The organism is Nocardia ninae NBRC 108245 (assembly GCF_007990755.1).
Classification (GTDB): Bacteria; Actinomycetota; Actinomycetes; order Mycobacteriales; family Mycobacteriaceae; genus Nocardia; species Nocardia ninae.
This window is the reverse complement of record NZ_BJXA01000037.1, coordinates 1-26,772: the sequence shown is the minus strand read 5'-3', so window position 1 is coordinate 26,772 and position 26,772 is coordinate 1. Positions and strand designations below refer to the sequence as shown.

The 26,772-nt window shown below is 68.3% G+C and carries 30 protein-coding genes; 16 read left to right on the top strand and 14 right to left on the bottom strand.

What is annotated here, in order from left to right; all coding sequences use genetic code 11:
* Positions 1-87 precede the first annotated feature (87 nt).
* The gene (locus NN4_RS24640; RefSeq protein WP_107660716.1) at positions 88-1,776 is read left to right on the top strand and encodes a DEAD/DEAH box helicase; all 1,689 of its coding nucleotides are present in this window, start codon (positions 88-90) and stop codon (positions 1,774-1,776) included.
* 155 nt (positions 1,777-1,931) lie between these two features.
* Here the strand turns inward: NN4_RS24640 and NN4_RS24635 are convergent, their stop codons facing one another.
* Positions 1,932-2,540 carry a TetR/AcrR family transcriptional regulator gene (locus NN4_RS24635; protein ID WP_147135864.1) on the bottom strand — a complete coding sequence of 203 codons (609 nt, stop codon included), beginning with the start codon at positions 2,538-2,540 and terminating at the stop codon, positions 1,932-1,934.
* 105 nt (positions 2,541-2,645) lie between these two features.
* On the opposite strand from NN4_RS24635, the gene NN4_RS24630 reads away from it, so the two are divergent.
* Positions 2,646-3,386: an SDR family NAD(P)-dependent oxidoreductase gene (locus NN4_RS24630; RefSeq protein WP_147135861.1), complete on the top strand. Its 741-nt coding sequence runs from the start codon at positions 2,646-2,648 to the stop codon at positions 3,384-3,386.
* A 278-nt stretch (positions 3,387-3,664) separates the two neighbouring features.
* On the opposite strand, the gene NN4_RS24625 is transcribed toward NN4_RS24630, so the two are convergent.
* Positions 3,665-4,309, bottom strand: a complete 645-nt coding sequence (locus NN4_RS24625) for an AraC family transcriptional regulator (protein WP_147135858.1) — start codon at positions 4,307-4,309, stop codon at positions 3,665-3,667.
* Between NN4_RS24625 and NN4_RS24620 the strand changes: the two genes are divergently transcribed.
* Complete coding sequence (locus NN4_RS24620) at positions 4,294-4,812, top strand: class I SAM-dependent methyltransferase (RefSeq protein ID WP_147135855.1); 519 nt, start codon at positions 4,294-4,296, stop codon at positions 4,810-4,812. The two genes, NN4_RS24625 and NN4_RS24620, sit on opposite strands and share 16 nt — an antisense overlap.
* Positions 4,813-4,876: 64 nt before the next feature.
* Here NN4_RS24620 and NN4_RS24615 read toward each other — a convergent pair whose 3' ends face one another.
* Entirely contained in the window at positions 4,877-5,434 is a 558-nt protein-coding gene (locus NN4_RS24615) for an SWIM zinc finger family protein (protein ID WP_147135852.1), read from the bottom strand.
* The gene (locus NN4_RS24610) at positions 5,434-7,176 is read right to left on the bottom strand and encodes a DEAD/DEAH box helicase (RefSeq protein WP_147135978.1); all 1,743 of its coding nucleotides are present in this window, start codon (positions 7,174-7,176) and stop codon (positions 5,434-5,436) included. The genes NN4_RS24615 and NN4_RS24610 overlap by 1 nt, the downstream gene beginning before the upstream one ends.
* A gap of 118 nt (positions 7,177-7,294) precedes the next feature.
* Between NN4_RS24610 and NN4_RS24605 the strand changes: the two genes are divergently transcribed.
* Positions 7,295-8,083: a TetR/AcrR family transcriptional regulator C-terminal domain-containing protein gene (locus tag NN4_RS24605; protein WP_147135849.1), complete on the top strand. Its 789-nt coding sequence runs from the start codon at positions 7,295-7,297 to the stop codon at positions 8,081-8,083.
* A 48-nt stretch (positions 8,084-8,131) separates the two neighbouring features.
* Here the strand turns inward: NN4_RS24605 and NN4_RS24600 are convergent, their stop codons facing one another.
* Positions 8,132-8,326, bottom strand: a complete 195-nt coding sequence (locus tag NN4_RS24600) for a DUF7455 domain-containing protein (protein ID WP_029903635.1) — start codon at positions 8,324-8,326, stop codon at positions 8,132-8,134.
* 311 nt (positions 8,327-8,637) lie between these two features.
* Here NN4_RS24600 and NN4_RS24595 point away from each other — a divergent pair, with 311 nt between their 5' ends.
* Positions 8,638-8,958: a DUF952 domain-containing protein gene (locus NN4_RS24595; RefSeq protein WP_147135846.1), complete on the top strand. Its 321-nt coding sequence runs from the start codon at positions 8,638-8,640 to the stop codon at positions 8,956-8,958.
* Positions 8,959-8,986: 28 nt separating this feature from the next.
* On the opposite strand, the gene NN4_RS24590 is transcribed toward NN4_RS24595, so the two are convergent.
* Both NN4_RS24590 and NN4_RS24585 read right to left on the bottom strand, forming a co-directional pair.
* Positions 8,987-9,634, bottom strand: coding sequence for a response regulator (locus NN4_RS24590; protein WP_147135843.1), 648 nt, complete (start codon positions 9,632-9,634; stop codon positions 8,987-8,989).
* Positions 9,631-10,818, bottom strand: coding sequence for a sensor histidine kinase (locus tag NN4_RS24585; RefSeq protein ID WP_147135840.1), 1,188 nt, complete (start codon positions 10,816-10,818; stop codon positions 9,631-9,633). Before NN4_RS24585 ends, NN4_RS24590 begins: the two co-directional genes overlap by 4 nt.
* A gap of 92 nt (positions 10,819-10,910) precedes the next feature.
* Between NN4_RS24585 and NN4_RS24580 the strand changes: the two genes are divergently transcribed.
* On the top strand, positions 10,911-11,393 hold the full coding sequence (locus NN4_RS24580; protein ID WP_107658125.1) for a cation:proton antiporter regulatory subunit: 483 nt from the start codon (positions 10,911-10,913) through the stop codon (positions 11,391-11,393).
* A 5-nt stretch (positions 11,394-11,398) separates the two neighbouring features.
* On the top strand, positions 11,399-12,583 hold the full coding sequence (locus NN4_RS24575) for a cation:proton antiporter (RefSeq protein WP_147135836.1): 1,185 nt from the start codon (positions 11,399-11,401) through the stop codon (positions 12,581-12,583).
* Here the strand turns inward: NN4_RS24575 and NN4_RS24570 are convergent.
* Positions 12,573-13,340 (bottom strand): rhomboid-like protein, encoded by a 768-nt coding sequence (locus NN4_RS24570; RefSeq protein WP_246181061.1) that lies wholly within the window; start codon positions 13,338-13,340, stop codon positions 12,573-12,575. The two genes, NN4_RS24575 and NN4_RS24570, sit on opposite strands and share 11 nt — an antisense overlap.
* A gap of 173 nt (positions 13,341-13,513) precedes the next feature.
* Between NN4_RS24570 and eat the strand changes: the two genes are divergently transcribed.
* From eat to eutC, 3 genes are all read left to right on the top strand, one after another.
* Positions 13,514-14,935 (top strand): ethanolamine permease, encoded by a 1,422-nt coding sequence (gene eat / locus NN4_RS24565; RefSeq protein ID WP_147135830.1) that lies wholly within the window; start codon positions 13,514-13,516, stop codon positions 14,933-14,935.
* The gene (locus tag NN4_RS24560) at positions 14,932-16,341 is read left to right on the top strand and encodes an ethanolamine ammonia-lyase subunit EutB (RefSeq protein ID WP_147135827.1); all 1,410 of its coding nucleotides are present in this window, start codon (positions 14,932-14,934) and stop codon (positions 16,339-16,341) included. Before eat ends, NN4_RS24560 begins: the two co-directional genes overlap by 4 nt.
* 197 nt (positions 16,342-16,538) lie before the next feature.
* Positions 16,539-17,363, top strand: coding sequence for an ethanolamine ammonia-lyase subunit EutC (eutC, locus tag NN4_RS24555; protein WP_246181060.1), 825 nt, complete (start codon positions 16,539-16,541; stop codon positions 17,361-17,363).
* 192 nt (positions 17,364-17,555) lie between these two features.
* Here eutC and NN4_RS24550 read toward each other — a convergent pair whose 3' ends face one another.
* Both NN4_RS24550 and NN4_RS24545 read right to left on the bottom strand, forming a co-directional pair.
* Positions 17,556-18,716, bottom strand: a complete 1,161-nt coding sequence (locus tag NN4_RS24550) for a DUF7802 domain-containing protein (RefSeq protein ID WP_147135824.1) — start codon at positions 18,714-18,716, stop codon at positions 17,556-17,558.
* Positions 18,716-19,660, bottom strand: a complete 945-nt coding sequence (locus NN4_RS24545; RefSeq protein WP_147135821.1) for a metal-dependent hydrolase — start codon at positions 19,658-19,660, stop codon at positions 18,716-18,718. The genes NN4_RS24550 and NN4_RS24545 overlap by 1 nt, the downstream gene beginning before the upstream one ends.
* A 149-nt stretch (positions 19,661-19,809) precedes the next feature.
* On the opposite strand from NN4_RS24545, the gene NN4_RS24540 reads away from it, so the two are divergent.
* On the top strand, positions 19,810-20,430 hold the full coding sequence (locus NN4_RS24540; protein ID WP_147135818.1) for a TetR/AcrR family transcriptional regulator: 621 nt from the start codon (positions 19,810-19,812) through the stop codon (positions 20,428-20,430).
* Between the two features lie 96 nt (positions 20,431-20,526).
* On the opposite strand, the gene NN4_RS24535 is transcribed toward NN4_RS24540, so the two are convergent.
* Both NN4_RS24535 and ppgK read right to left on the bottom strand, forming a co-directional pair.
* Positions 20,527-21,897, bottom strand: coding sequence for an RNA polymerase sigma factor (locus NN4_RS24535; RefSeq protein WP_147135815.1), 1,371 nt, complete (start codon positions 21,895-21,897; stop codon positions 20,527-20,529).
* A gap of 233 nt (positions 21,898-22,130) precedes the next feature.
* Positions 22,131-22,889, bottom strand: a complete 759-nt coding sequence (gene ppgK / locus NN4_RS24530) for a polyphosphate--glucose phosphotransferase (protein WP_147135812.1) — start codon at positions 22,887-22,889, stop codon at positions 22,131-22,133.
* A gap of 180 nt (positions 22,890-23,069) precedes the next feature.
* Here ppgK and NN4_RS24525 point away from each other — a divergent pair, with 180 nt between their 5' ends.
* Positions 23,070-23,981, top strand: a complete 912-nt coding sequence (locus NN4_RS24525; RefSeq protein ID WP_371865698.1) for an inositol monophosphatase family protein — start codon at positions 23,070-23,072, stop codon at positions 23,979-23,981.
* Here the strand turns inward: NN4_RS24525 and cei are convergent.
* Positions 23,978-24,652, bottom strand: coding sequence for an envelope integrity protein Cei (gene cei, locus NN4_RS24520; RefSeq protein WP_107660712.1), 675 nt, complete (start codon positions 24,650-24,652; stop codon positions 23,978-23,980). The two genes, NN4_RS24525 and cei, sit on opposite strands and share 4 nt — an antisense overlap.
* On the opposite strand from cei, the gene NN4_RS24515 reads away from it, so the two are divergent.
* Positions 24,636-24,845: a hypothetical protein gene (locus NN4_RS24515; protein WP_147135809.1), complete on the top strand. Its 210-nt coding sequence runs from the start codon at positions 24,636-24,638 to the stop codon at positions 24,843-24,845. The two genes, cei and NN4_RS24515, sit on opposite strands and share 17 nt — an antisense overlap.
* Before the next feature lie 182 nt (positions 24,846-25,027).
* On the top strand, positions 25,028-25,330 hold the full coding sequence (locus NN4_RS24510) for a DUF4193 domain-containing protein (RefSeq protein ID WP_107658115.1): 303 nt from the start codon (positions 25,028-25,030) through the stop codon (positions 25,328-25,330).
* Positions 25,331-25,345: 15 nt separating this feature from the next.
* Here the strand turns inward: NN4_RS24510 and NN4_RS24505 are convergent, their stop codons facing one another.
* Positions 25,346-25,831 carry a DUF3093 domain-containing protein gene (locus tag NN4_RS24505; RefSeq protein ID WP_147135806.1) on the bottom strand — a complete coding sequence of 162 codons (486 nt, stop codon included), beginning with the start codon at positions 25,829-25,831 and terminating at the stop codon, positions 25,346-25,348.
* A gap of 103 nt (positions 25,832-25,934) precedes the next feature.
* Between NN4_RS24505 and dut the strand changes: the two genes are divergently transcribed.
* Positions 25,935-26,399: a dUTP diphosphatase gene (dut, locus tag NN4_RS24500; RefSeq protein WP_107658113.1), complete on the top strand. Its 465-nt coding sequence runs from the start codon at positions 25,935-25,937 to the stop codon at positions 26,397-26,399.
* Positions 26,399-26,772, top strand: a 374-nt coding sequence (locus NN4_RS24495) for a DUF3710 domain-containing protein (RefSeq protein WP_147135804.1), incomplete at its 3' end; no start/stop codon positions are given. The genes dut and NN4_RS24495, both read left to right, overlap by 1 nt.

Genomic DNA, 26,772 nt, shown 5'->3' with positions numbered 1-26,772 from the left:
GCGGGAAGAGCGGAGACACCGGGCGATTCGGCTAGACCCGAGGCCTCGGGGACGCCGAACAGCTCCGGTACATCGGGCGGCGGATCGCTGCGTGCCTGGCAGCGCCGGGCCTTGACCAAGTACCTGTCGTCCAAGCCACGCGACTTCCTCGCGGTGGCCACGCCGGGCGCCGGTAAGACCACCTTCGCACTGCGCGTCGCCGCCGAACTGCTGGCCGACCGCACCGTCGACCAGATCACCGTCGTCGCCCCGACCGAACACCTCAAGCACCAGTGGGCCCAGTCCGCGGCGCGCGCGGGAATCCAGCTGGATTCGCGGTTCTCCAATGCGACGGGCGGTACCTCCGGCGATTATCACGGTGTCGTGGTCACCTATGCCCAGGTCGCCTCGCACCCGTCCCGGCACCGGGTGCGCACCGAAAACCGCAGGACCCTGGTCATTCTCGACGAGATCCACCACGCGGGCGACGCGAAGAGCTGGGGTGACGCGACGGCCGAGGCGTTCGGCGACGCGACGCGGCGGCTCGCGCTCACCGGAACCCCGTTCCGCAGCGACGACAGCCAGATCCCGTTCATCACCTACGAACCCGACGAGTCCGGTTTCCCGCGGTCGCGCGCCGACCACGCCTACGGGTACTCCGAGGCGCTCGCCGACGGCGTGGTCCGGCCCGTGGTGTTCCTCGCCTACTCCGGCGAGGCGCACTGGCGCGACAGCGCGGGCGAGGAGTACACCGCCCGCCTCGGCGAGCCGCTGAACGCCGAACAGACCGCCCGCGCCTGGCGCACCGCGCTCGACCCGGCGGGTGACTGGATTTCGGCGGTGCTGCGCGCCGCCGACATGCGGTTGCGTCAGCTGCGCAGCACCGGCATGCCCGATGCGGGCGGCCTGGTGATCGCCACCGACCAGGACCGCGCCCGCGACTACGCCGAACTGCTGGAACACATCTCGGGCACGAAACCCGCGCTGGTGCTGTCCGACGAGCCGACCTCCTCGGACCGGATCGCCTCGTTCGGCGCGAGCAGCGAGCCGTGGATGGTCGCGGTGCGCATGGTGTCCGAGGGCGTCGACGTGCCCCGCTTGGCCGTCGGCGTGTACGCGACCAGCGCCTCGACACCGCTGTACTTCGCCCAGGCCATCGGCCGGTTCGTGCGTGCCCGCAGGCCCGGTGAGACCGCGAGCGTGTTCCTGCCGTCGGTGCCGGTGCTGCTCGATCTGGCCGCGCAGCTGGAGTTGCAGCGCGATCACGTGATCGGCAAGCCGCATCGGGAGAAGGACGGCCTCGACGACGAGCTGCTGATCGATGCGAACAAGCAGCAGGACGAGCCGGGCGAGGAGGAGAAGTCCTTCGTCGCGCTGGCCGCGGACGCCGAGCTCGATCAGGTGATCTACGACGGATCCTCCTTCGGCACCGCCACTTTCGCGGGCAGCGACGAGGAGGCCGACTATCTCGGTATCCCCGGCCTGCTCGACGCCGACCAGATGCGCGCGTTGCTGCGCGAACGCCAGTCCCGGCAGATCGCCGACCGCGGCGAGTCGTCGTCGGCGCCCGATCCGGGCCCCCAGGTCGCGAGCGCGGCAGAGCGCGTCGCGACGGCGGACCGTTTAGGTGAGCTGCGGCGCGAACTCAACAGCCTGGTCGCCATGCACCACCACCGCACCAACAAACCGCACGGCGTGATCCACGGCGAGCTACGTCGCGAATGTGGCGGTCCGCCAACGGCATTGGCGTCAGCCGATCAGTTGGTGGAGCGGATCGCGGCGTTGCGCCGGATGTAGCGTCCGACCGACCGCGCCCTCGCCTGTTTACCCCGGCCGGTGGGCCGGGAGCCACGGGTGGTGGTTAGTTCGGGCCGCCGCCTGATTGTATTGGTGCGCCACGACATTGCGCTGCCAGCTGGCCGCAGCGCTGCTGGATGTCTGCCAGGCGCAGATCAGGTAGATGTGGCACCGGCCGGCCAGGCGGCCATCGCGACGTCGATGGACTGCGTCAGTTCCGCGAGTGACGCCCCGTCGCGGGCTTGAATCGACAGTCCGTAGAGCACCGTGGCGTAGAAATGGGCCAGTGCAGGAGTGTTGGTGTCGGCGGGCAGATCGCCTTCCGCGACACCGCGATCCATCCGTCGCCGGATCTCTTCGGTTGTCTCCCTGCGCTTCTCGATCAGGAAGTCGCGGATACTCTCGCTGCGCGTGGTGTAGGTGGAGCCCGCGAGCACGACCATGCAGCCGTGCGGCTTGTCCTCGACGGTGTAGGCGATCGCGTTGTCCCGCAACATCGCATCGATGGCGGCCCGCGCCGTCGGCTCCTCCCGGAGCGCCCGGTCGGTGTATCCGCCGTCGGTCTGCCCGTACAGGCTGACGGCTTCCCGGAACAGCGCCTCCTTGTCGCCGAACGCAGCGTAGAGGCTGGGCGAGTTGATGCCCATTGCGGCGGTGAGGTCGCTCATCGACGAGCCCTCGTAGCCGTGCTCCCAGAACACCTCCATGGCGCGGCGCAGTGCCTCTGTGCGGTCGAAGGCGCGCGGTCGTCCCCGGTCGGCCATGGTCGTCCTTTCTGTGTCGATCGTTAAATATACCCCTTGACGCCGCGATGGTCGCTGCGCTTAGCTATTTATGTACTGATCGACACAGAATTTGGCGGAGGAACGATGACTGATCTCGCGGGCAAGGTGGCACTGGTGACCGGCGGTAGCCGAGGAATCGGCGCGGCGATCGCACGGAAGCTGGCCGCCGACGGCGCCGATGTGGCGTTCACCTATCAGAACGCCGAGGTACCGGCGAAAGCTGTTGCCGCGGATATCGAATCGCTCGGCCGCCGCGCGCTGGCGATCCGCGCCGACAGCGCCGACGCCGGTGCCGTGGTGAGCGCGGTCGATCGGACCGCAGCCGAGCTGGGCAGGCTGGACATTTTGGTGAACAACGCGGGCATCTTCCCGGCCAAGCCGTTCGAGGAGTTCACGCTCGAGGAGATCGACCGCGCGCTGAACATCCACGCGCGGGCCGCGTTCGTCGGCGCGCAGGCCGCGGTGGCGCACATGACCGGCGGCGGCCGCATCATCAGCGTCGGCACCAACCTGTCCGAACACGCACCCTTCGCAGGCCTCTCGCTCTACAACCTGAGCAAGTCGGCGCTGAACGGATTCACCAAGGCGCTCGCGCGGGAACTGGGACCGCGCGACATCACGGTGAACCTGCTCCAGCCGGGATCGACTGTGACGGACATGAACCCGGCCGACGGCGACCACTACGGCACCCAGCTCGAGCTGTCGTCACTCGGCCGCTTCGCGCAGCCGGCGGACATGGCGGCGATGGTCGCGTTCCTCGCCGGGGAGACCGGACGGAGCATCACGGGCGCGATCTTCACGGTCGACAGCGGAACGAACGCTTAACGCGCCGTCTCTCCGGGTGCCGGGGGCATGGGCGAGTGCTGTTGGTGGCTAGCTGATGTGGAGGCACACGAGCTTGCCTGGCCGGTGTGCTTCTCGGTAGTCCCGTTTCCGCTGACCCCGCAAAGCATTGCCCCGGGGATCTGTCGACGGCCCGCCGGAGAGTGAACGGCTCACGTGGGCGATGGCCCTTGCGGCACAACAAGAACGGGCTGCGCTGCCGCTGCGCAGCAGGCTGCGGGTCTCGGACGCTGGGGTGGGTGGCTTAGATGGATGCCGTGCTACCTGGTGAAGTATTTGCCCGGTGACACGCCCACCGCCCGGCGGAACGCGGCGACGTAGGCGCTGGCCGTGGCGTAGCCGACGCGGCCCGCGATGCGCGCGATGGGGAGGTTCGCGGCCAGCAGGGGCAGCGAGGCGGTGAGGCGGATCTGGGTTCGCCACTGGCCGAAGCTGATTCCGGTCTCGGTGACGAATAGTCGGGCCAGGGTGCGCGGGCTGGTGGCGACGGCGGCGGCGAACTCGGCGAGGGTGCGATCGTCGGTGGGGTCGGCGGTCAGGGCATCGGCCACTTGCTTGGCGCGGGGATCGGTGGGGGAGTGGGCGCCGATGGGGATCACGTCGACCGGTTCGACGAGATCGAAAACCACTGCCTCCGCGCGTTCGCGGCGCGCGGCGTCGGTGCCGGGGGCGCCGAGATGGTCGAACAGCTCGTGCAGCAGTCGGGTGACCCGCATCATCGTCGGCGCGGTGAAGGCGACCGGGCAGCGTTCGGGTTCGATGTAGATGCCGCGCATGTCGGCCCCGTCGGCGCTGCCCGTCCGATGCCGGACGCCGCCGGGAATCCACAGCGCCCGGGTCGGCGGCAGCACCCAGCGGTTGTCGCCGACCTCGACGGCGATGACTCCCCGTGCGGCCCAGGCGATCTGATGCTGCGGATGCTCGTGGGTGTCGAACCAATATCCGGCGCGCCCTGGAGATCGGGCCCGGCTACGGTGCGAACGTCCGCCCGCTGCTCGACCGTGCGGGCTCGCTCACCGGCGTCGAGATCGACCCCGACCTGGCCGCCCGGTTGCGTAACCGACATGGGTCGGTGATGACGGTGGTGGACGGCGACGGCACCGACATGCCTTTCCCGCCACAGCAATTCGACTCGGTGGTGTGCTTCACCATGCTGCACCACGTACCGACCCCCGCCCAGCAGGACGCGTTGTTCGCCGACGCACTGCGCGTGCTGCGCCCCGGCGGCGTGTTCGCGGGCAGTGACGGCCTCGACAGCCGCCTCTTCCGGTTGATACACGTGGGCGACACGTGCGTCCCCGTCCCGCCGGAACACGCCGCCGACCGGCTGACCCGGATCGGCTTCACCGACGTCGACATCGAAACCGGCGCAACGAGTTTCCGGTTCCGCGCCCGCCGCCCCGCCTGAGTCACACCCGCAGAGCGTCCGTACGGCTCTGTGAAGACGCAACCGTTGCGCCCGAATGGTGGGCTCAGGCGAGGGTCGGCTCACCGAAGTAGTTCGCGGGATCGAACGTGTTGATCGGCACCCACCGCGGCACTTCCACCGGTGCCGGCGAATCATCCTGTGCCGCTTGGAAGTACCCCTGGATCTCCAGCGCGAGACGCGGGTTTTCGTCCACCCGGCGCGCCATGTCGTAGAACGCGGCCAGCACATGCAGACAACGCGCCGACCTCGCCTTGCACGAGCAGTCGGTACCCGCCAGCACCGGAGCCACGGTGCACCCCGCGTCGACCACCGCGCGATGCATCTCGTCCGTCAGCACGGTGGTGTCCGGCACGACCTCCCCGATCGCGGTGATCGCCGCGCGGGTCAGCGGTGCCACCTCCAGGTGGATCACCGACGCCTCGCCGCCACGATGAATGGTGGCGCGCACCACGCGCCCCTCGATCGTGGCCTGCACGCCGTGGTTGCGCGCGACACTGCGGGCTCGGGGCAGCAGCGGCTCGGGACGGGTCTGCCGGATCGGTTCGGCGAGGCGCACCCAATCCATACCCCACTTGGTGTAACCGAATTCATTGTCCGGCATCAGTTCTCCCTCTTACGCCGCAGGACCTCGACCAGTTGATCATCATCGAGGCGGGCGAGCGCGGCGATGCCCGCCGAGTCGAGGTCCGAGAGCGCGGACTTACGATCGTGCATGCGAGCGATGTGCTCCTCGACCGAAGTGGTCGAGGTGAGCGTGGTGACGGTGACCGTGCGGGTCTGGCCGATGCGGTGCGCGCGGTCCGACGCCTGCGCCTCCACCGCCGGGTTCCACCAGCGGTCGAAATGGATGACGTCGGCGGCGCGGGTCAGCGTGAGACCCGTGCCCGCCGCGCGCAGGCTGAGCACGAGTACCGGCGGCCCGTCCTCGGCTTGGAAACCGGTCACGATGGCGGCGCGCTCAGCTTGGTTCAGGCCGCCGTGGAAGAACGGCGCCTCGACCCCGAACTGCTCGGCGAGATGCCGGACCAGCAGTTCACCGGTCTGCCGGTACTGAGTGAAAATTAGGGTCGGCGCGTCCATTTCGAGATTGTTGGCCAGGATGTCGGTGCACAGATCCAGCTTTCCGGAGCGTCCCGCCAGCTCGGTGAGCTCACCGGTGACCAGCCCGGGATGGTTGCAGACCTGTTTGAGCGCGGTCAGTGCAGCGAGCACCCGGCTCTGTCGTTCGACACCGGAACCAAAACCGTCATCGATGGCCCGGTCGAGCAGCTTGTCGTAGAGGTCTTCCTGCTCGGTGGTGAGGTCGCACAGCAGATCGGTGTGGATCTTCGCCGGCAGCGACGCGGCCACCTGCGCCTTCTTCCGGGCGAGGACGACGGGTTCGATGGCGTCCTGCAACCGCGACGCCGCGGCCGTGGAGCCCTCCTGGATCGGCCGGACGAAGCGCCGCCGAAACTGCGTCTTGTGCCCGAACAGCCTGGGCGTCACCAGGTTCAGCAGCGCCCACAGCTCCTCGAGGTGGTTCTCCACCGGCGTGCCGGTCAACGCGACGCGCACCTCGGCGTCGAGTGCCCGCGCGGCCTTGGCCAGCTGCGTGCTCGGATTCTTCAACGCCTGCGCCTCGTCGAAAACCGCGGTCGCCCAGCGGTGCTCGCCGAGCCACTGGCCGTGCAGCCGCACCGTGGGATATCCCGCGACGACGACAGTCCCAGCGGGAACGTCGATTTCACCGCCGCGCCACACCACCACGCGCAGCCCTGGCGCGAACCGATCGATCTCGTGCGCCCAGTTGCCCACCAACGAAGTCGGACACACGACGAGCTGCGGACCCCCGCTTGCCCGCCCGAGCAGAAAGCCGATGGTCTGCACCGTCTTTCCGAGCCCCATCTCGTCGGCCAGCACGGCCCCTCCGTGCGCCGCGGTCGTTTCCCGCAGCCAACTGACCCCACGCACCTGATAGGGCCGCAGATCGGCCTTCAGCGCCGAACGCAACTCGGTTGCCACGGCCTGTGTCTCGCGCAGCACGCGCACCGCGCGCTCGGCGGACACGATGGAGGTGCCCGCCGCATTGGGCACCGCGTGGGCCGCTATGGGTAACTCGACCTCTGGCTGTCGCGCAGCCTCGGCATGCAGCGTCGTACGCCAGATATCGAGCGATGCCCTTGCGTCCGCGAGATCCAATGTCGCGAACGTCGCGGGATCGACCAGCGCGCAGTCGACTTCGGCGACCTCGATCGCCCCGTCGTAACCGGTCGGCACGGCGAGCGCGAGGGTCTCCCGGTCGCCGAGCGCGGCGGGCGCTGGCCCGGTGTGCTGCCCGGTCCATGTCCACAGCGCGAACATGTGCCGGTCGGGCAGATAGGTGGCCTGTGTGCTGGGCAGAGCGAACCCCTTTATCGGCGTATGGTGTACGAAGTATCTGAACAACGTACAGAGTACCGAGTTTGTTCCGAGGAGTCCCGTGGCCGACGAATCCGCCGTCGAACAGGCGAAACAACTGGTGAGCCTGCTGTGGCGGCACGAACTCCCGCCGCGCCCGGGCGCGCGCGGCCCGAAGCCTGCGGTCAGTGTCGACGCGGTGGTCGAGGTCGCCGTGGCTCTCGCCGACCGGGACGGGTACGCGAAGCTGTCGATTCGATCCGTCGCGGCGGAGCTGGGCCTGCGGCCGATGAGCCTGTACACCTACGTCCCCAGCAAGGACGCGCTGACCGTGCTGATGGTCGACGCCGTCGCCGACGAGGACGCGCCGATCCCGGCGGACCTACCGATGAGGGCGCGGCTGGCCGCGATTGCCCGCCAGGTGCGCGCCGAGCTGATCGCCCACCCGTGGCTGTTGGAGGTATCGCCGTGGCGTCAGGTGATCGGCCCCGGTCGCATGCGCCGCTACGAGCGCCAGCTGGCCGCGATCGAGGGCATCGGCCTGTCGGATGTCGAGATGGATCGGGTGATCGCCGTTTTGTCCGAATTCGCCACCGGCAACGGGCGTGTCGCGGTGGCCGCGCAGCGCGACACCCAAGTGATGACCGACGTCCAGTGGTGGGACGTGCATGGCCCCTTGCTCACTGAGGCCATGCCGTCCAGTTCGTTTCCGCTCGCCGCCCGGGTGGGTGCGGCGGTCGGCGAGCTCTATCAAGCCCCGGCGGACCCGGACGGTGCCTTCGACTACGGCCTCGACCGGCTGCTCGACGGGATCCTCGAGACCCCGGTACACACCAACAGCGGGCGATCCGTGGATCGCCCGCTGCGGTAAACGGTTTTCTGTTGTCGGATGTTGTTGTCTCAGGACGCGAGGAGTTGATCAGAGGGCGGGAGCGGACTCCGTGTCGATCACGGCTTCCAACTCACGCAGTCGATCCATGTGTTCGTTCGCGTGGTGCTGGCAGAAGAGCAACTCGCCACCTGCGGGCAGAACGGCGCGCACTCGTGCTGCCGCCCCGCAGCGGTCGCAACGATCGACCGCGGTCAGTGGGGTGCTAGTCAGGGTTCCTGGCATGACTCCTCCGTCCTGGCTCCCGGTTCACAGACCGTTTGCCTGGTGTGGGGCCCGTGGTCACTCCGCGGGCTCGCTACCGCTACTTCCCAGCAGTGGTATGACTACTCTGTCAGACGTTCGGGACGGGGGCTTTGTTCCCGTGAGTGATTCTGTGTGTTTTCGATAACACGACCTGGGATTTCGCTACAGGCGAACATTCCAGGTCACGCTACGAACTCAGTGTGGTCACCACCTCGAACAGGCCGATCCAGTTGTCTACCGGGAGATTACCCGTGACCCACGACACTCACACGCTTGTTCACATATGCACTTTGGGCGAGTGGCTTTCCGCTCGGCAAACGGGTGAGTACCGCGCGCCCTCGCTCGACGAGGTGGGCTTCATCCACCTGTCCGCGCCGCAGCAGGTCCATCTGCCGGCCAACCGGCTCTTCGCCGGGCGCCGCGACCTGGTGCTGCTGCGCCTGGATCCGGCCCGCCTCGGCGCGCCGGTCAAGTGGGAGCCGGGCGTGCCGACCGATCCCGAGTCGATGCTCTTCCCGCACCTGTACGGGCCACTGCCGACGGGCGCGGTGATCGCGGTCGAGGAGTTCCAGCCCGGTCAGGACGGCGTGTTCGCGCCACTCGCCAAGTGAGGCAGGCCCGGCCGAAGTCCCGAGCGGACTAGCTGCCGCGGATCTCCCGGGCCAGGATCGCCGCCTGAACTCGCGACCGCACACCGAGTTTCGTCAGCACCCGGGACACGTGCGTCTTCACCGTCGTCTCGCCGATGAACAGCCGGCCCGCGATCTGCGCGTTGGACAGCCCGTCGCCGAGGCAGTCGAGCACCTCGCGTTCGCGCTCGGTGAGATCGGCGAGCCCGTTCGGTTCCGGTTCGGCCGCATCGGTATTCGTCTTGGCGAAGGCGGTGATCACCGCGCGCGTCACCTCAGGGGCGAGGACTCCATCCCCGGCCGCCACGGTGCGGACCGCGTCGATCAGCGACTGCCCCGACGCCGATTTCAGCACGAAACCCGAGGCCCCGGCCCGCAAGGTGCGGAAGACGTACTCGTCCAGATCGAACGTGGTCAGGATCAGTACCTTGGCCAGACCGTCCGCGGTGACCCGCTCGGTCGCGGTGATCCCGTCCACACCAGGCATGCGCACATCCATCAGCACCACGTGCGGGCGCAGCGCTTTGGCCTGCGCGACCGCGACATCGCCGTCGGCGGCCTCGCCGACCACCTCGATGTCGTCCTCGGCGTCCAGGATCATCCGCAGGCCCGCGCGGATCGCGGCGTGGTCGTCGGCGATCACTACCCGGATGGTCATACGGCGCCCACCGTGGTCAGCGGCAGCTGAGCCAGCACCAGCCACCCGCCGGAATCCGGTCCGGCGGTGAAGTTTCCGCCGAGCGCGGCGGCCCGCTCGCGCATGTTGATCAGGCCGCGGTGCGGTTCACCGTTGTCGGTGTGCCGTAAAGCGACCGCCGCCAGAGGATTGCGCACCGCCACCCGCAGCATCGTGTCCTGCGCGCCCACTTCGATGTCGACCTGTTGTCCCGGTGCGTGTTTCATGGCGTTGGTCAAAGCCTCCTGAACGATGCGGTACGCGGCCTGGTCGACCGCGCTCGGCAGGTCGGTGTCGTCGAGGGTGTCGCGCACCCGCACCGCGATGCCCGCGGCCCGGGCGGCCTCGACCAGGTTGGGCAGTTGCGCGAGCCGGCGCGGCGCGGCCACCTCGTCCACGGCGTCGTTGCGCAGCAGGCCGATCATGGTGCGCATCTCCTGTAGCGCGCTGACACTGTTGGTCCGGATCGACCCGAGGATCCCGGTGACCGGCGAGTCCGACGCACTCCGGGCCAGCACCCCCAGCGCCGCTTCGGACTGGATCGCGATGGCCGACAGATGCCCGGCGATCACGTCGTGCAGGTCGCGGGCCATGGTGGTGCGCTCGTCGGCGATGGCGGCGCGCCGATCGAGCTCGGCGACCAGGGTCAGCGCTTGGGCGCGGGCACGTTCGGCGTCGGCGACCTCTTTGTGCGTTCGCACCGTATTCGCCCACCACAGCGGTGTGGCGATGAAGGCGAACACGACGATGAGCGCGAGCGAGACCGCACGTAGGTCACCAGTGCGGACCAGCGTCAGAATCACCACCAGCAGCGAGAACGTGGACCACGCCACCATCGTGATGCGCGCGGGACGCCGCGCCGAGTACAGCACGGCCGCGTAGATCAGGTCGCCGTACAGCAGCCACACCGGCACGGTCGGGCCCAGGTACATGTCGATCGCCAGCGGCACAAGCCCGACGGCCATCGCGGTCACCGGGGTGCGGCGGCACATCGTCAACAGGCACAGCGGGGCGAATATCGCGAGCCGCGTCGGCAGCGGCACATCGAGCCCGTGCTCGGTCAGGGTGTATAGATTTGCGGCGTAGAGCACGACGCCACCGGCGAACGCGAGCAGCGCGCCGACCGCTTTACGCGCCGTCCCGGGAATCCGCCACCACCACTGCACGCCTCCATCTCAGCACAGCCCTGACCAGGCGCCATCCGCCGAAGTGATGACCGCACCGCCGAACGAATCGGACACCGGTCTAATCTGTACCCGTGAATGTCGACGTGACCGCCCTACCCGGGATAGGAGTCCGCAAAGACTTCGAGGTGCGCTCCGGCCGCCGGATCGGCGTGGTGGCGCATCGCGACGGCGACATCGACCTCATAGTTTCGAAGCTGGAAGACCCCGACGCCTGTGCCGCGCAGATCCCGCTGAGCACCGACGAAGCGGCCGTGCTGGCCAACCTCCTCGGCGCGCCGCAACTGGTCTCGAAGCTCAACGACGAACACAGCGACCTGCCCGGCATCACCACCCGGCAGCTGCCGATCGGCGACGAATCACCGTATTCGGGCCGCACACTCGGCGAGACCGCGATGCGCACCCGCACCAAGGTCTCGATCGTCGCGGCCATGCGCGCCGGGCAGCTGCACCCCTCGCCGGGACCTGATTTCACCTTCACCTCAGGCGATGTGCTCGTCGTCGTCGGTACCCCGGACGGCCTAGATGCCGCCGCGAAGATTCTCACCCACGGCTGAAACCAGTGACTGAAACCGCGCTCGCCCTGATCGAGCTCGGAGCGATTCTCTTTGCCCTCGGCACGTTCGGGCGGTTGGCAGGTCGCTTCGGGATGTCCCCCATTCCGCTCTATCTGATCGGCGGCCTCGCCTTCGGCGAAGGTGGCTTCATCTCGCTCAGCGCCGCCAACGAATTCGGCCACATCGCAGGCGAGATCGGCGTGGTGCTGCTCTTGCTGCTGCTCGGCCTGGAGTACACCGCACCCGAATTGATGACCGGTCTGCGCCGGTCCTGGGCGGCCGGCCTGGTCGATATCGTGGCGAACGCGACGCCCGGTGTGATCGTCGCGCTGCTGCTCGGCTGGGGCGCGGTCGGTGCGATCACCATGGGTGGCGTCACCTACATCTCGTCCTCGGGCATCGTCGCGAAGGTGCTCAACGATCTGGGGCGCCTCGGTAACCGCGAGACACCGGTCATCCTGTCGATCCTGGTGTTCGAGGATCTGGCGATGGCGATCTATCTGCCGATCCTCACCACCATCCTGGCCGGGCTGAGCTTCGCCAGCGGCGCCAAATCGCTCGCCATCGCGCTCGCCGCGATCACCGTCGTGCTGGTGGTCGCGATGCGCTACGGCCGATACGTGTCGGCCATCGTGGACAGCTCGGACAACGAGGTGTTCCTGCTGAAGCTGCTCGGCGCGGCGCTGCTGGTGGCCGGTGTCGCCTCGGCGCTCAACGTGTCCGCGGCGGTCGGGGCGTTCCTGCTCGGCATCGCCATCTCCGGCTCGACCGCGCACGAGGCCGCGAAACTGCTGGAGCCACTGCGGGATCTGTTCGCGGCGATCTTCTTCGTGGCCTTCGGCCTGACCACCGATCCGCGCGCCATCCCGCCGGTGCTCGGCTGGGCGGTGGCGCTCGCGGTGGTCACCATGCTGACCAAGATGGCCACCGGTTGGTGGGCGGCGAGCAAGCAGGGCATCCGTCCGATGGGCCGGGCGCGGACCGGCGCGGCGTTGGTCGCGCGCGGCGAATTCTCCATCGTCATCGCGGGATTGGCGGTGACCATGGGCGGGGTCGACGGTCAGCTGGCGGCGCTCGCCTCGGCCTACGTGCTGCTGATGGCGGTGCTCGGCCCGATCGCCGCGCGGGTCGTCGAGCCGGTCGTCGGGTTCGTGCAGCGCCGGGTGCGGCCCGATCCCGTCACTCCGTAACGGCCGCCGCGGGTTCCTGTTTCGCCGCGCTCCGCTTCTCGAACCAGCGGCCGAGCACGGTGGCGATCCCGCCGACGACCAGGCCGATCGCGCACGCGCACAGGTGGCCGTAGTCGGTGAAGGTCGGGCCGATCCATAGCGCGGCGACGAGTATCGCGATGAGCGTGCCCGCCCAGAGCAGCCGGACCAGGCCGCGGAATCGGAAGGCCATCGCGGCCAGCACCGCCGAAAAGCCGTAGCTGGTGCCGACATCCGCGGCGACGGCCACCTTCAGCGGGATGACGCCGCGATCGATGGCGTGCGAGATGCCGGTGACGGTGAGCAGCGTCGCGCCGATGTGCCCGGTGGCGAACAGGACGATCCAGCGGGTGGTGCCGAGCCAGCGTTCCGCGTAGGCCATCACGATCAGGAAGCCGGCGAGGGTGCTCCACGGGAAGCCGCCGTCGGTCCAGAACGCCGACGCGACCAGCACCTGCACCGGGTTGTGCCGCATGTTGTAGAGGTTGGTCGACGCGGAGAAGATCAACCGGCGCTCGACCGAGTCGCCGACGCCGCGCAACGTCCACCAGGTGACGAAGACGGTGAAGGCGTAGGCGGTGCTGGCCGGGGCCGCGCCCAGGTGCTCGCGGATCGCGGGCAGCACCCGGTGCGCCAGGCCGGGACGGCGCAGCCAGTCGCGTGCGATGCGTGCTTCGGTCCGCAGATCGATGGTCTGGGTCCAGGGTGATCGAAACCGGACCGGGGCGGAGGCAACCACCCGCCAAGTGTGCCGTGCCCCGAAGGATGCGACCGTGCGACCCGCCCGGGGTGTGCGCGGTGTCACCGGCGGCGGCACCGCGTCCGTAACGTCGTTTCACACCCGGGCAACAATCGCTCCCAAGAATTGGTCCACCGACCAAACGGTATGTGGACGAGGAGTGCGTAGCGCCTATGACGATCGAGGACGCGAAGGTGACCGGTACCGCCGGCGCGGAGTATCTGGCCAAGCGGACATTGCGCACAGGTTCGGCCGGTTGGGTGCTGCTCGCCGGGCTCGGCGTGAGCTATGTGATCTCCGGCGACTACGCGGGCTGGAACAGCGGCATCGCCGAGGGCGGCTTCGGCGGACTGCTCATCGCGACCGTCCTGATCGCGGGCATGTACCTGGCGATGGTGCTGGGCATGGCCGAGCTGTCGGCGGCCTTGCCCGCGGCGGGCGGCGGCTACACCTTCGCCCGTCGGGCGCTCGGGCCGTGGGGCGGATTCGCCACGGGCACAGCGGTATTGCTCGAATACGCGATCGCGCCCGCGGCCATCGCCACGTTCATCGGCGGCTATGTCGAGTCGCTGAACCTGTTCGGGATCACCGACGGCTGGTGGGTGTATCTGGCGGTGTACGCGCTGTTCATCGGGGTGCACCTGACCGGGGCGGGGGAGGCGCTCAAGGCGATGTTCGTGATCACCGCCATCGCGCTGGCCGGGCTCGCGGTGTTCGCGGTGTCGGCATGGGGTCTGTTCGAAGCGGGCAACCTGACCGATATCCCGGCGGACCCGAATGCTGTCGGGAGCTCGTCGTTCCTGCCGTTCGGGGTGTTCGGGATCTGGGCGGCGGTGCCGTTCGCGATCTGGTTCTTCCTGGCCGTCGAGGGCGTGCCGCTGGCCGCCGAGGAGGCGCGGGAGCCGGAGAAGAACGTGCCGAAGGGGATCATCAGCGCGATGCTCGTGCTGATCGTCACCGGTGCCGCGGTGTTGTTCCTGGCGACCGGCGCGCTTGGCGCGCAAGCCATTTCGACGTCCGGCAATCCGCTGGTCGAGGCGCTCGGCGACAGTGGTGCCGCGAAACTGGTGAACTACATCGGCCTGGCCGGGCTGGTGGCCAGCTTCTTCTCCATCGTCTACGCCTACTCCCGGCAGACGTTCGCGCTGTCGCGGGCGGGTTACCTGCCGACGAGCCTGTCGGTGACCAACGCGCGCAAGGCGCCGGTGCTGGCGCTGATCGTGCCCGGCGTCGTCGGATTCGCGCTGTCGCTGACCGGTAAGGGCGCGATGCTGCTGAACATGGCCGTGTTCGGCGCCGCGCTCAGCTACGTGCTGATGATGGTCAGCCACATCGTGCTCCGGGTCCGCGAACCGAACATGCCGCGCCCGTACCGGACGCCCGGTGGCGTCGCGACCACCGCCTTCGCGCTCGTGATCGCCTGTGCCGCAGTGATCGCCACCTTCCTGGTCGACCCGGTCGCCGCGACTTGGACGCTCGTCGCGTTCTGCGCCTTCATGGCCTACTTCGGTCTGTACAGCAGGCACCGGCTCGTGGCCCACTCGCCGGACGAGGAATTCGCGCTGCTGGCCGAGGCGGAGGAGGAGCTCGAATGACCCGCTACACACAGCATCTCGGCGGAAGCAGCTACACCTTCGACGGTCTGGTCGAGTTGCTCGCCAAGGCCACCCCGCTGCGCAGCGGTGACGAACTGGCCGGCTGCGCGGCGGGTTCGGACGCCGAGCGGGCCGCCGCCCAGTGGGCGCTGGCGGAGGTGCCGCTCACCAGATTCCTGGACGAGCCGGTGGTGCCGTACGAGACCGACGAGGTCACCCGGCTGATCATCGATACCCACGATCGTGCGGCGTTCCAACCGATTTCACACCTCAGTGTGGGCGGGCTGCGGGACTGGCTGCTCGCCGTCGCGGCGGGTGCGGGTGCCGCGGCGACGCTGCGTGCGGTGGCGCCGGGCCTCACCCCGGAGATGGTGGCCGCCGTCAGCAAGATCATGCGTAATCAGGATCTGATCGCGGTCGCGCGCGCCGTCGCGGTCACCGCCGGCTTCCGGACCACCATCGGGCTGCCCGGCACGCTGGCCACCCGGTTGCAGCCCAACCATCCCACCGACGACCCGCGCGGCATCGCCGCCGCCACGCTGGACGGGCTGCTGCTCGGCTGCGGGGACGCGGTGATCGGGATCAACCCGGCCACCGACTCGCCGCAGGCGACGGCCGAGCTGCTGCACCTGCTCGACGAGGTGCGGGTGCGGTTCGACATCCCCACCCAATCCTGCGTGCTCTCGCACGTGACCACGACCATCGGCCTGATCGAGGCGGGTGCGCCGGTCGACCTGGTGTTCCAGTCGATCGCGGGCACCGAGGGCGCCAATGCTGGTTTCGGCGTGAATATTTCGCTGCTGCGCGAGGGCAATGAGGCGGGCAGGTCGCTGCGCCGCGGCACCGTCGGCGACAACGTCATGTACCTGGAAACGGGTCAGGGCTCTGCGCTGTCGGCGGTGGCGCACCTCGGCACCGGCGGCAAGCCGGTCGACCAGCAGACCCTGGAGGCACGCGCCTACGCGGTGGCCCGCGACCTGGACCCGCTGCTGGTCAACACCGTCGTCGGCTTCATCGGCCCCGAATACCTCTACGACGGCAAGCAGATCATCCGCGCCGGACTGGAAGACCACTTCTGCGGCAAGCTGCTCGGCCTCCCGATGGGCGTCGACGTCTGCTACACCAACCATGCCGAAGCCGACCAGGACGACATGGACACCCTGCTCACGCTGCTGGGCGCGGCGGGCTGCGCCTTCGTCATCGCCGTCCCCGGCGCCGACGATGTCATGCTCGGCTACCAGAGCCTCAGCTTCCACGACGCGTTGTACGCCCGCCGCGTCCTGAACCTGCGGCCCGCACCGGAATTCGAATCCTGGTTGGCCGGTCTCGGCATGATCGATGCGGCGGGACGGGTGCTCCCGGTGGAGCCGCTCGCTTCGCCACTGCGTGCGTTGGCGGGTGCGTGATGAAACGACGGGATGTGCGGGTCAGGCTGGAAGTCGTTGCGCCGCTGGATGAGGCGGAGTCGATATCGGAGGACGACGTGCGTCGCGCTATGCGCGGGCGCGCCGGTGGGCTGGAAGCAGTTGCGTCGCGTGGCGAACGGGAGTCCGCGCGAGCGGATGGCGCTGGGAGCCATCGTGCTTCATCGGGAGCCGAGCACGTGGCGCGGCCGGAAAGCGAGGCAGCGCAACAGTTCTGGACAGACCTGCGGCGCAGCACCCAATCCAGGATCGGCTTGGGTCGGACCGGTGACGCGTTGCCCACCACGCGGGTGCTGGAATTCCGTGCGGCGCATGCGGCGGCACGGGACGCGGTGCACCTGCCGTTGGATGTGGGCGCGCTGGGGGAGCGGGTGGCCGCGCTCGGGGTGGGTGAACCCGCGCATGTGCGCAGTCGCGCGAGTGACCGTGCGGAGTACCTACGCAGACCGGACCTCGGCCGACTGCCCGCCGAATTGTCGGGCGTCGCAGGTGGTTCCGCGCTATCCGTCGTCCCGCGCAGCGGTGCCGAGATCGGGTTCGTGCTGGCCGACGGGCTTTCCCCCCGCGCACTCACCGACCACGGCCCCGCGACGCTGGCCGCGCTGATCGAGGAACTCGCACCGCACTACTCGATCGCCCCGCCGGTCATCGCGACCCAGGCACGGGTCGCGCTCGGCGACCACATCGCCGACGCGATGGGTGTGGCGACGGTCGTGGTGTTGATCGGCGAGCGCCCCGGCCTATCGGTAGCCGACAGTCTCGGCATCTACCTCACCCACCTACCCCGCCCGGGCCGCACCGACGCCGACCGCAACTGCGTATCCAACACCCACCCACCGGAGGGTCTCGGCTACGCCCAGGCGGCAAAGGTGGTGGCGGGCTTGATATCCGGCGCCCGCCGCCTCGGCCGCTCGGGCGTCGACCTCAAGGACACCTCGCGCGCCGCGCTCGCCGAGGGGGCGGTGGTCTCGATCGAGAGCGCGAACGGTGCGCTCCCGCACTGACCCCAGCGACCGCGCCCGCCCGGCCGGCGTGCCGCACACCTCTCCGCCGGACGCGCACTAATTCTGCGCCCGTCCGAAGAAGATGTGCGCGCCAGCCAGCTGGCGTGCCGCACATCTCGTCACCGGACGTGCACGAACTCTGCGCGCTTCAGGAGAAACGAGCGCGACGGCTCGCCGGCCCCGCGGTGCCGCCTACGTCACTTTCGTCACGCTGGGCTCGGCGGTCTCCGATGCTTCACTGTCGCGTGACTTCCCCTGCGGCACTGTGAAAGTGGCGACAACGGTGACGATCGCGATCGCGAAGCAGGCGATCGTGTACCAGAGGTTGCCGATGGGGTCGCGGTTGGCGGTGCTGCCGTCCACTGCGTCGAAATAGTCGGGCAGGGCGGTGACCCAGAGCACCGCCATCACGCCCAGATAGACCAGCGCATACCCCTGAACCAATCCGTTGCGGTACCCCGGTGGCGTCGACGCACCGGAACGCAGCGCGGACCACTGCCGGACCAGCAGCACCACCGCCATCACCGACAGTACGAAAAGTTCTGCCGCGTAAAGGAAACCGCGTACCGCGTCACTGCCCATCCCGAACGCCGTCGCGGGCAGCGGCAGCACGAAGGTGCCGACCGAGGCGAGCAGCCCGATCACCACGGTGCGCCCCACCAGTTGCGGCCCGTTGAACTGCTTGCCCGCCTCGACCTGGCGGCCGACGAAGAACTGCACACACCACGCCAGCGACATCGGCCACAGCGCCGCGAAGACGACCACGCTCGGCAGCGGTACGGCATCGAACATCGGCTGGTTGAGCGGATTGTCCACCGACCACTCCCACCAGCGCAGCTGCGGGCCGATGTGATCGAAGATCTCGTAGAAGGCGTGGTGCACGAAGCCAACGCAGGCCGCACCGAGGAACACCCCGTAGCGCCGGAAAACGCCGAGCATCCGCACGATTTCATACGCGAGCGTGGCCATCAACGGATAGATCGCGATGATGTAGAGGGGCAACCGCCCCCACAGGAAGTCCACCGTGAATACGTTGTGCGCGAACATCGTGTCGACCTGCTCGGCGATGCCGAACGCCGACGGGAAGTACAGCGGCGGCTCGATGACGAACAGATACGCGGTCGCACCGAACCACAGCACCAGGTTGGTGGGGTCACCGTGCCTGCGCAGCCGGACGATCGCATAGATCAGTGCGAGCACCGACCCGAGCACGATGGTCAGCTCGAGCACCGGCAACGTCCAGTTCTCCAGCGCGGCAGGATTACGGAACTCGACCAGTCCGCCGCTCTCGGCACACGAGAAGCCGAGCCGCGTAGCGAGTTCGGAAAAGGTGGGAGGGCACAGGTCGGCCATCAGTTCGCCTCCGCCGAAGTCAGCTTGTTCGGTCGCACCTCGGCGGTGTACCAGCGGGTGCAGTCGTAGCCTGCGTCGTAGCGCTCGAACCAGCGACCGGCCAGCTCCGGCAACTTCTCGTGCGCCGGATCATGATTCGGCAGTTGGCTGCGGACCACACCGGCGAGCGCCGTGAGCTGTGCCCGGCGCGGCAGCCCGTCGAACGCGCGCGGCATCGGCCCCTTGGTCAGGTACGGCGCGAAATACACCAGCGCCTTCTGCTTGACGCGATGCCTGGCGAACATCGACAGCGAATCGACCTGCCGGTCCGCGAGCGGGACATGCTGGTTGAACCCGGCGCACGCGATCCGGATCACCTTCAGCACATGCGCGAAGATCGACGGCGCCATCCGCATCCGGTAAAGCTCTTCGCCCACAACGGCATTGAAGAGAATCATCGCCGAGCTGCGGTGCTCGACCTCTTCCACGAAGTGCCAGATGAACAGCGACGCGACCCGGTCGTCGCCGGGCCGGAACAGCGTGTCCTCGTTGTCCAGCATCAGCTTGAACACCGGCGTGAAGGTGGCCTCCAGATCGGCGGTGTACGCGAGCCGGTACTCGCGCGAGGTCGCTTCGGTGAGCAGATCGAACTCGCCGATCACCGCGTCGAGGGTGTTCTGCAAACCGGGATACCGCCTGATCAACCCCTTGACGTGCTGGCGGTGGGCGGTCGAATGGTGGCCCTCCTGCCGCATGAACGCGATGGCCTCCGCCGCCACCTCCGGATCGGTGAAGGTCGGCTTCAACTGCATGATCAGCTTGACGATCATCTTCTCGAAGCCGATGGCCAGGAACGAGACCGCGTTGGACATGCTCGACCACGCCGGATTCTGCGGGTTCCACAGGAATGGGACGTCGGCGTCCTCGAAGCCGAAGTCCATCTTTCTGGGTTGCAAGTGGGTCACAGCGCGTACCTCGCCTCGGGAAATAGTCGATCAGATCTCGCGCTCGGCCAGCACGATGCGACAATCATACAAAGAGTTGTCAATATGTATGATCACTTACCGGGATTCGCCAACGGTCCAGGCCCGAGCCCTGTGATAACGTCCGCCCGGTGGCGCGTAGACGCGGATGGGGCGGGAGTCCGCCGGCGAATGACGAAGAGGCCCACCGTCGTATCGTCGCCGCGGCGGTCGATCTGATCGGCACCACCGGTGCCGCGATCAGCATCGCCGACGTGGCCGAAGCCCTCGGTGTCATCCGGCAGACCGTGTACCGGTACTTTCCCAGCGCCGAAGCGTTGATGACCGCCGCGGCGATCGCCTCGGTCGACGGATTCCTGGACCGGCTGACCGCCCACGTCGCGGGCCTGGACGATCCGGTCGAAGCGATGACCGAGGGGGTGATCTACACGCTCGTCGAGGTGCGTCGCACCCCGCATCTGGGGATTCTGCTGTCGAACCCCTACTCCAACCTCGACCCCGACAGCCTCACCTCCGAACAGGCCAAAGCCTTTGGCATGTCGATGATCCGGCGCTTCGACGTCGACTGGGAACGGCACGGCTACGACGACGCGGCGCTACTGGAGCTGGTCGAATTCGTGCTGCGCACCATGCACTCGTTCTTCCTGTCCCCGGGCAACCCGCCCCGCACCGAGGAGCAACTGCGCGCCTACCTCCATCGCTGGATGGGGACCGCGATCACCGCGCAGAGCGCGCACGCGCGCCACCGCTGACCGTCCGCGCGCTGCACTGCCCGAACTCAGCACGTTGGGCAGAAACGACAATGGGCCGCCGAGCGAAAAGCTCAGCGGCCCATAGGTCGAGCGAGATCAGTCGAGGTAGTCGCGCAAAACCTGCGAGCGGCTCGGGTGGCGCAGCTTGCTCATGGTCTTGGACTCGATCTGCCGGATGCGTTCGCGGGTGACCCCGTACACCTGGCCGATCTCGTCGAGGGTGCGTGGCTGGCCGTCGGTGAGGCCGAAGCGCAGCCGGACCACGCCCGCCTCGCGCTCGGACAGCGTCTCCAGCACCGACTGCAACTGATCCTGCAGCAGCGTGAAGCTCACCGCGTCCACGGCGACAACGGCTTCGGAGTCCTCGATGAAGTCACCGAGTTGGCTGTCGCCCTCGTCGCCGATGGTCTGGTCCAGCGAGATGGGCTCACGCGCGTACTGCTGGATCTCCAGCACCTTCTCCGGCGTGATGTCCATTTCCTTGGCCAGCTCCTCCGGCGTGGGCTCACGGCCCAGATCCTGGAGCAGCTCGCGCTGGATGCGACCGAGCTTGTTGATGACCTCGACCATGTGCACCGGGATACGAATGGTGCGGGCCTGGTCGGCCATCGCGCGGGTGATGGCCTGCCGGATCCACCAGGTGGCGTACGTGGAGAACTTGTAGCCCTTGGTGTAGTCGAACTTCTCGACGGCACGGATCAGACCCAGGTTGCCCTCCTGGATCAGATCGAGGAACGCCATGCCGCGGCCGGTGTAGCGCTTGGCCAGCGAGACGACCAGTCGCAGGTTGGCCTCGAGCAGATGGTTCTTGGCACGGTTACCGTCGCGGACGATCCAGGTGTAGTCGCGACGCATCGCGACCGGCAGCTTCTCGCCCTGCTCGGTGAACTCGCGCACCTTCTCCGCCGCGTAGAGGCCGGCCTCGATGCGCTTGGCGAGTTCGACCTCCTCTTCGGCGTTGAGGAGCGCGACCTTGCCGATCTGCTTGAGGTAGGCGCGCACCGAGTCGGCCGAAGCGGTGAGCTCGGCGTCCTTGCGGGCCTGCCGTAGCGCCTCGGATTCCTCTTCGTCCCAGACGAAGTCGCCCGAGGCCTTGTCGGCGGCGGTCGGCTCGACCTCCTCCTCGGCGGCTTCGGCGACTTCCTCGACGACCAGGTCCTCGGCCTCTTCGGTGAGATCGTCCTCGGAGACCTCGAGATCGCCGAGGTCTTCGATCTCGACCTCGTCCTCGATCGCCTCGTCGGCAATGGGCTCGCCGTCGGCGCCGACCTTCTTGGGGCCTGCCTTCTTGGCGGCCCCCTTGGTCGCCTTGGCGGGCGCCTTCTTCGCAGGCGCCTTCTTGGCTGCGGCCTTCTTGGCCGGAGCCTTCTTCGCGGCAGCCGCCTTACGAACCGGCCGGGCTTCGGTTACATCTGCGGAATCGGCCTCGGCCGAATCGGCGGTCTGACGGGTATTCGTGGCTACCACGTACGCCCTTTCGTGACGGTCTCGTGCGGCGTCACGCCAGAGTGGTCTTCCGGCGGAGCGGTCTGTCGGGTTTCACCGGCGGAAGGCCGGTCGGGTTTCACCGGCTTACCGCCGGGGCACGTTCCATTGTAACGATCTAACCAGGGTACCTTCGGCACGATGCCGCCATCGGCGCGGGCGCGTTATTCGCATTGTCGCACGATTCTCCCCGCTCCGGCGGCCGAGCCGCGCCACTACGGCGCGATTCCGGCGTCGATCGCCATCGCCGCGCCGACGATGCCCGCGGTGTTTCGCAGATGCGCCGGAATCACCTGGGTTCGGTTGGTGAGCAACGGAATCCAGAGATCGGCGTCGCGGCTGATCCCGCCGCCCGCGACGAACACCTTCGGCCAGAACAGGTTCTCCAGACCGATCAGTACCGTGCTCACCGCGGCGGCCCACTGCTCGAAGGTCAGCCCGTCGCGATCCTTGATCGAGGCGGCGGCGCGGTGTTCGGTCTCCATGCCGCCGATCTCGAGATGGCCGAGTTCGCTGTTGGCCACCAGGGTGCCCTGGTACAGCAGGGCCGAGCCGATGCCGGTGCCGAAGGTCAGCAGCAGCACGAGGCCGTCGAAATCCTTTGCCGCGCCGTAGCGGTCCTCGGCCAGCCCGGCCGCGTCCGCATCGTTGAGCACGGTGACCTCGCGGCCGTCCAACGCCTCGGCGAACAGCGAGCGCGCGTCGGTGCCCACCCACGCCTTGTCGATGTTGGCCGCGGTGCGCGCGACTCCGTCGAGCACGACCGAGGGCAGCGTGATGCCGACCGGGCCGTCCCAATCGGCTTGCGCGACCAGCTTTGCCACCGCCTCGGCGACGGCCTGCGGGGTCGACGGCTGCGGTGTCGCGATCTTGATCCGGTCGTGCACCAGTTCGCCGGTGGCCAGATCGACCGCGCCGCCCTTGACGCCGCTACCGCCGATATCGATGCCGAATGCGTGCCCCCGAGCGGACATGGCTAACCCCTCGTTCCTGTGCTGGCCGGTGTGGAGCACAACACCGCAGCACATGGCTTCACCCCGGTGTCGCGAGCGCGCTGCGGTGGTGTGCCCGACGACGGCGTTGTGTCGTGCACGACAAGAGTAATGCGCGATCGATGCTGCGCGTTCCCGAGGATCTGTGATCCGATGGAGGGCGTGCCGGAAACCTCATCGCCAGTGTCCGACTACACCTCCGAGATCATCGTCGCCCGCGGCGACGAGGCCGAACTGCGCAGAGTCGCGGTCGACCTCGCTGAAACCGCCGCGGCGCACGTTCGCGCCCGCCGCCCCGAGGTCTTCGGGCAGGCCGGCCCCGCCGAGGGCGCGGTGCAGGCCAAGGGCCATCCGACCGATCCGGTGACCATCGTGGACACCGAGACCGAAGAACTGATCCGCGGCCTGCTCGCCGAGCAACGCCCCGGCGATCCCATCCTCGGCGAGGAGGGCGGCGGCAGCCTCGCCGACTCGGCCGCCGACCTCGTGCACTGGGTCATCGACCCGATCGACGGCACCGTCAACTTCCTGTACGGCATCCCCGGCTACGCGGTGTCGGTGGCCGCGATGCGCGGCGGCAGGCCGGTCGCGGGCGCCGTGGTGGACGTGGCCAGGCGTGCCACCTACAGCGCCGGGCTCGGCCTCGGTGCGATCCGGGTCGATGCCGAGGGCGCGGTGGAGCACCTGCGCTGCACACCGGTCGAGACGGTGTCGATGTCGTTGGTGGCCACCGGCTTCGCCTACGGCAAACACCGCCGGGCCAGGCAGGCCCAGCTGATCGCCGAGATCCTGCCGCAGGTGCGTGACATTCGTCGCTTCGGCGCGGCCGCGCTCGACCTGTGTCACGTCGCCGCGGGCCGGGTGGACGCGTACTTCGAGCACGGCCTCAACGCGTGGGACTGGGGCGCGGGCGCGCTGATCGCAGCCGAGGCGGGCGCCCAGCTCACACTGCCCCCCGCTACCGCCCCGGGCGAGGCGGGCGACCTGGTGGTCGCCGCCGCCCCGGGCATCGCAGACGAACTGGCCGCGCTACTCGAGCGAGTAGGCGCGACCGAGCCGATCCCGGACCGCTAGCAGCGGGCCTGTCTGGCGGCGTCGAGGAGTTCGATGTCGATCGAGGGTGCGCCGCCGGGGGCGGGGTTCTTCAACGATCGCAGCACCTCCTCGGCGTCGTTGCTCGGCCGGATGTCGCGGAACAGTGAGCCGAGCACCATGTCGACCGTGTCGTCGGTGCGCTGATCCTCGATCAGCTCGGCGCACGGCACCACCAGCTGCACCGACGCGGCGGCCGGGCGGCCGCTCACGCCGAACCGGATCTGACCGGTGCATTCGAGATCGCCGTTGACGTAAACCGTGTCGTTGCCGAACTGCGTGCCCGGCGCGCTGGCGAACCCGAGGTCACCGAACTGCGCCGCGACGTGCGCGGCCTGGCCACGCTGGTTGTTCGCGTTGAGCACGCGCACCTTGCTCGCCGCCAACGGCGCGGGATCCACATCTTGTAGCCTGCCCGCGCCGACGCGCTGGCCGAGCGTCGCGGGTTGGGCGCCCGGCTCGGTGGCCGGGCTCGGCGAGTTGCAGGCCATCGCGCTGCTGTCCTGCTCGGTCGTCGTCAACGCCTTGACCCACACAATCGTGCAGATCAGCGTGACGATGCCGAGCATGATGAGCCAGGGCTGCGGGCGCCGTCGGGGGAAGGGCCTGCCCTGGGAATCCACGGGGCGGCCTTCGGTGATCAGTGAAACCACCAGCACACTCTACGAAAAGGTCACGCCGCCGCTGCACAAGGTCTCGGCGAGTTCGACGGATGGTGTCGATTACCCGTCGGTTTCGAATCGTCTGTGTTTTGATTGCGACTTTTGCGCTGGGGTCCGCTATTGTCTGGCGGCCCAGATCGAATCGCCGGTGGTGAAATTGGTGGTCGGTCGCGGGAACAAGTAGGGCGTGTCCTGCGTTTACCGAGCGCTATCCGGAGTGGATCAGCTCGATCCGACCTGATGGGTGACCGGTGTACGTGTGACGTGCACCACCGGCGGGGCGATGCGAGTCACGGCGGTTCCAGCGGGAATCGGTGTGGACTGGCCGGTCCGGGATATACGAAGTAAGGACGAGGGGAAGACGACATGGCAACCGACTATGACGCACCGAGGCGTACCGAAACCGACGATGTGTCGGAAGATTCGCTGGAGGAGCTGAAGGCTCGTCGTAACGAGGCACAGTCCGCCGTCGTGGATATCGACGAATCCGATACCGCGGAGTCGTTCGAGCTTCCCGGCGCGGACCTGTCCGAGGAAGTGCTGAGCGTTCGGGTGATCCCGAAGCAGGCCGACGAGTTCACCTGTTCCAGCTGCTTCCTCGTGCACCACCGAAGCAGGCTGGCCAGCGAGAAGGGTGGTCAGCTGATCTGCATGGACTGCGCTGCGTGAGCTAGTTCGTGGTGATCAGCCCGCGCTGGGCAGGCCCAGCGCGGCAAGGACCTTTTCGGGTCGACGCGTACTGACCAGCCAGTACGGCGTCGGATCGTCCGGGTCGTCGAGTACAAGCAACACCATCGGCCCGATCCACGGCCGATGTTGCACATAGGCGGCGGGGTCGAGCTGGCGACCCAGCGCCGCGCTCTTCGCCGTGCGGGCGACGACGGCCGCACGGGCGACGAAATTCACCGGCAGGTGGGCGCGGTCGGCGCGTAGTTCCAGCGTGCCCGACGCGTCCGGCGCGACCTCCACGCGATGGCGGCTCAGCCACAGCAGCACCCAGACCGGGATCGGGAACAGCAGCACATAGGGCAGCCAGGCCCGCAATCCTGGTGCGCCCATGTGGATTTCGGCGGCCAGCAGGCCCGTGATGGCGAAGGCCACCGGCCACCACCACAGCGGCACCCAGAGGCGCTCGCGGTACGGCTGCGGGCTCTGCTGTTTTTCGTCCATCGTCACTGGATTGGGCTGGTCCGACACGAGTCAACACTAATTCACGGTGGTTACCGGTTGACGCGTAGGCTCGACCAACGTGACCGCCCTTTCACCGATACCTATGCTGCGGCTGGATCCCGGCATCCCCATGCCCGTGCGCGCCCACGACGGCGACGCCGGGGTGGACCTGTGCACCACCGAAGACGTCATCCTGGAACCGGGGGAGCGGGTGCTGGTCGGCACCGGCATCGCGGTGGCGCTACCGGTCGGCACGGTCGGCCTGATCCACCCGCGCTCGGGCCTGGCGGCCAAAACCGGGCTGTCGGTGGTGAACACCCCCGGCACGGTCGATGCCGGCTACCGGGGCGAGATCAAGGTGTGCCTGATCAATCACGACCTGCGCACGCCCATCGAGTTGCGCCGGGGCGACCGGATCGCGCAGCTGCTGGTGCAGCGCGTGGAACTGGTCGATTTCCTGGAGGTCGACTCGCTGGACGAGACCACCCGCGGGGCGGGCGGTCACGGCTCCAGCGGCGGTCACGCGAGTTTGACCAGCGCGAGCCAGGCCACCGTGAAGGAGGCGTAATGGGACTGTTCGGAAAGAAGAAGAGATCGTCCGACGACGACCGGTATCCGGCCGACGACTACGACGAGGACGACTTCGCCTACGACGAAGACGAGTACGACACCGACGAACACCCGGTGGTCACCGGGGGTTACCAGGGTGCGGGCGCCGAGGGTTCGGGGCCGTACGACTACAGCGACGTGGCGGATCTGCTGGAAAAGGTCACCGACCAGCGACTCGACCTCGGCTCGGTGATCCTGCCGGTGCCGCAGGGCGGTCAGCTGCAGGTCGAGATGACTCCCGATGGCACGCCGCAGGCGGTGCACCTGGCCACCGAGCACGGCAGGCTCACCGTCGCCGCGTACGCCGCGCCGAAGTCGGCGGGGCAGTGGCG

What these genes read in the sequence shown, in the direction of transcription:
- eat (WP_147135830.1), top strand. Translation starts at nt 13,514, where the DNA reads ATGACGATCGAGGACGCGAAGGTGACCGGTACCGCCGGCGCGGAGTAT.
- NN4_RS24600 (WP_029903635.1), bottom strand. Translation starts at nt 8,326, where the DNA reads ATGCCAGGAACCCTGACTAGCACCCCACTGACCGCGGTCGATCGTTGC.
- NN4_RS24510 (WP_107658115.1), top strand. Translation starts at nt 25,028, where the DNA reads ATGGCAACCGACTATGACGCACCGAGGCGTACCGAAACCGACGATGTG.
- NN4_RS24615 (WP_147135852.1), bottom strand. Translation starts at nt 5,434, where the DNA reads ATGCCGGACAATGAATTCGGTTACACCAAGTGGGGTATGGATTGGGTG.
- ppgK (WP_147135812.1), bottom strand. Translation starts at nt 22,889, where the DNA reads ATGTCCGCTCGGGGGCACGCATTCGGCATCGATATCGGCGGTAGCGGC.
- NN4_RS24550 (WP_147135824.1), bottom strand. Translation starts at nt 18,716, where the DNA reads ATGGCCGACCTGTGCCCTCCCACCTTTTCCGAACTCGCTACGCGGCTC.
- NN4_RS24505 (WP_147135806.1), bottom strand. Translation starts at nt 25,831, where the DNA reads ATGGACGAAAAACAGCAGAGCCCGCAGCCGTACCGCGAGCGCCTCTGG.
- dut (WP_107658113.1), top strand. Translation starts at nt 25,935, where the DNA reads ATGCTGCGGCTGGATCCCGGCATCCCCATGCCCGTGCGCGCCCACGAC.
- NN4_RS24610 (WP_147135978.1), bottom strand. Translation starts at nt 7,176, where the DNA reads ATGTTCGCGCTGTGGACATGGACCGGGCAGCACACCGGGCCAGCGCCC.
- NN4_RS24635 (WP_147135864.1), bottom strand. Translation starts at nt 2,540, where the DNA reads ATGGCCGACCGGGGACGACCGCGCGCCTTCGACCGCACAGAGGCACTG.
- NN4_RS24560 (WP_147135827.1), top strand. Translation starts at nt 14,932, where the DNA reads ATGACCCGCTACACACAGCATCTCGGCGGAAGCAGCTACACCTTCGAC.
- NN4_RS24630 (WP_147135861.1), top strand. Translation starts at nt 2,646, where the DNA reads ATGACTGATCTCGCGGGCAAGGTGGCACTGGTGACCGGCGGTAGCCGA.
- NN4_RS24590 (WP_147135843.1), bottom strand. Translation starts at nt 9,634, where the DNA reads ATGACCATCCGGGTAGTGATCGCCGACGACCACGCCGCGATCCGCGCG.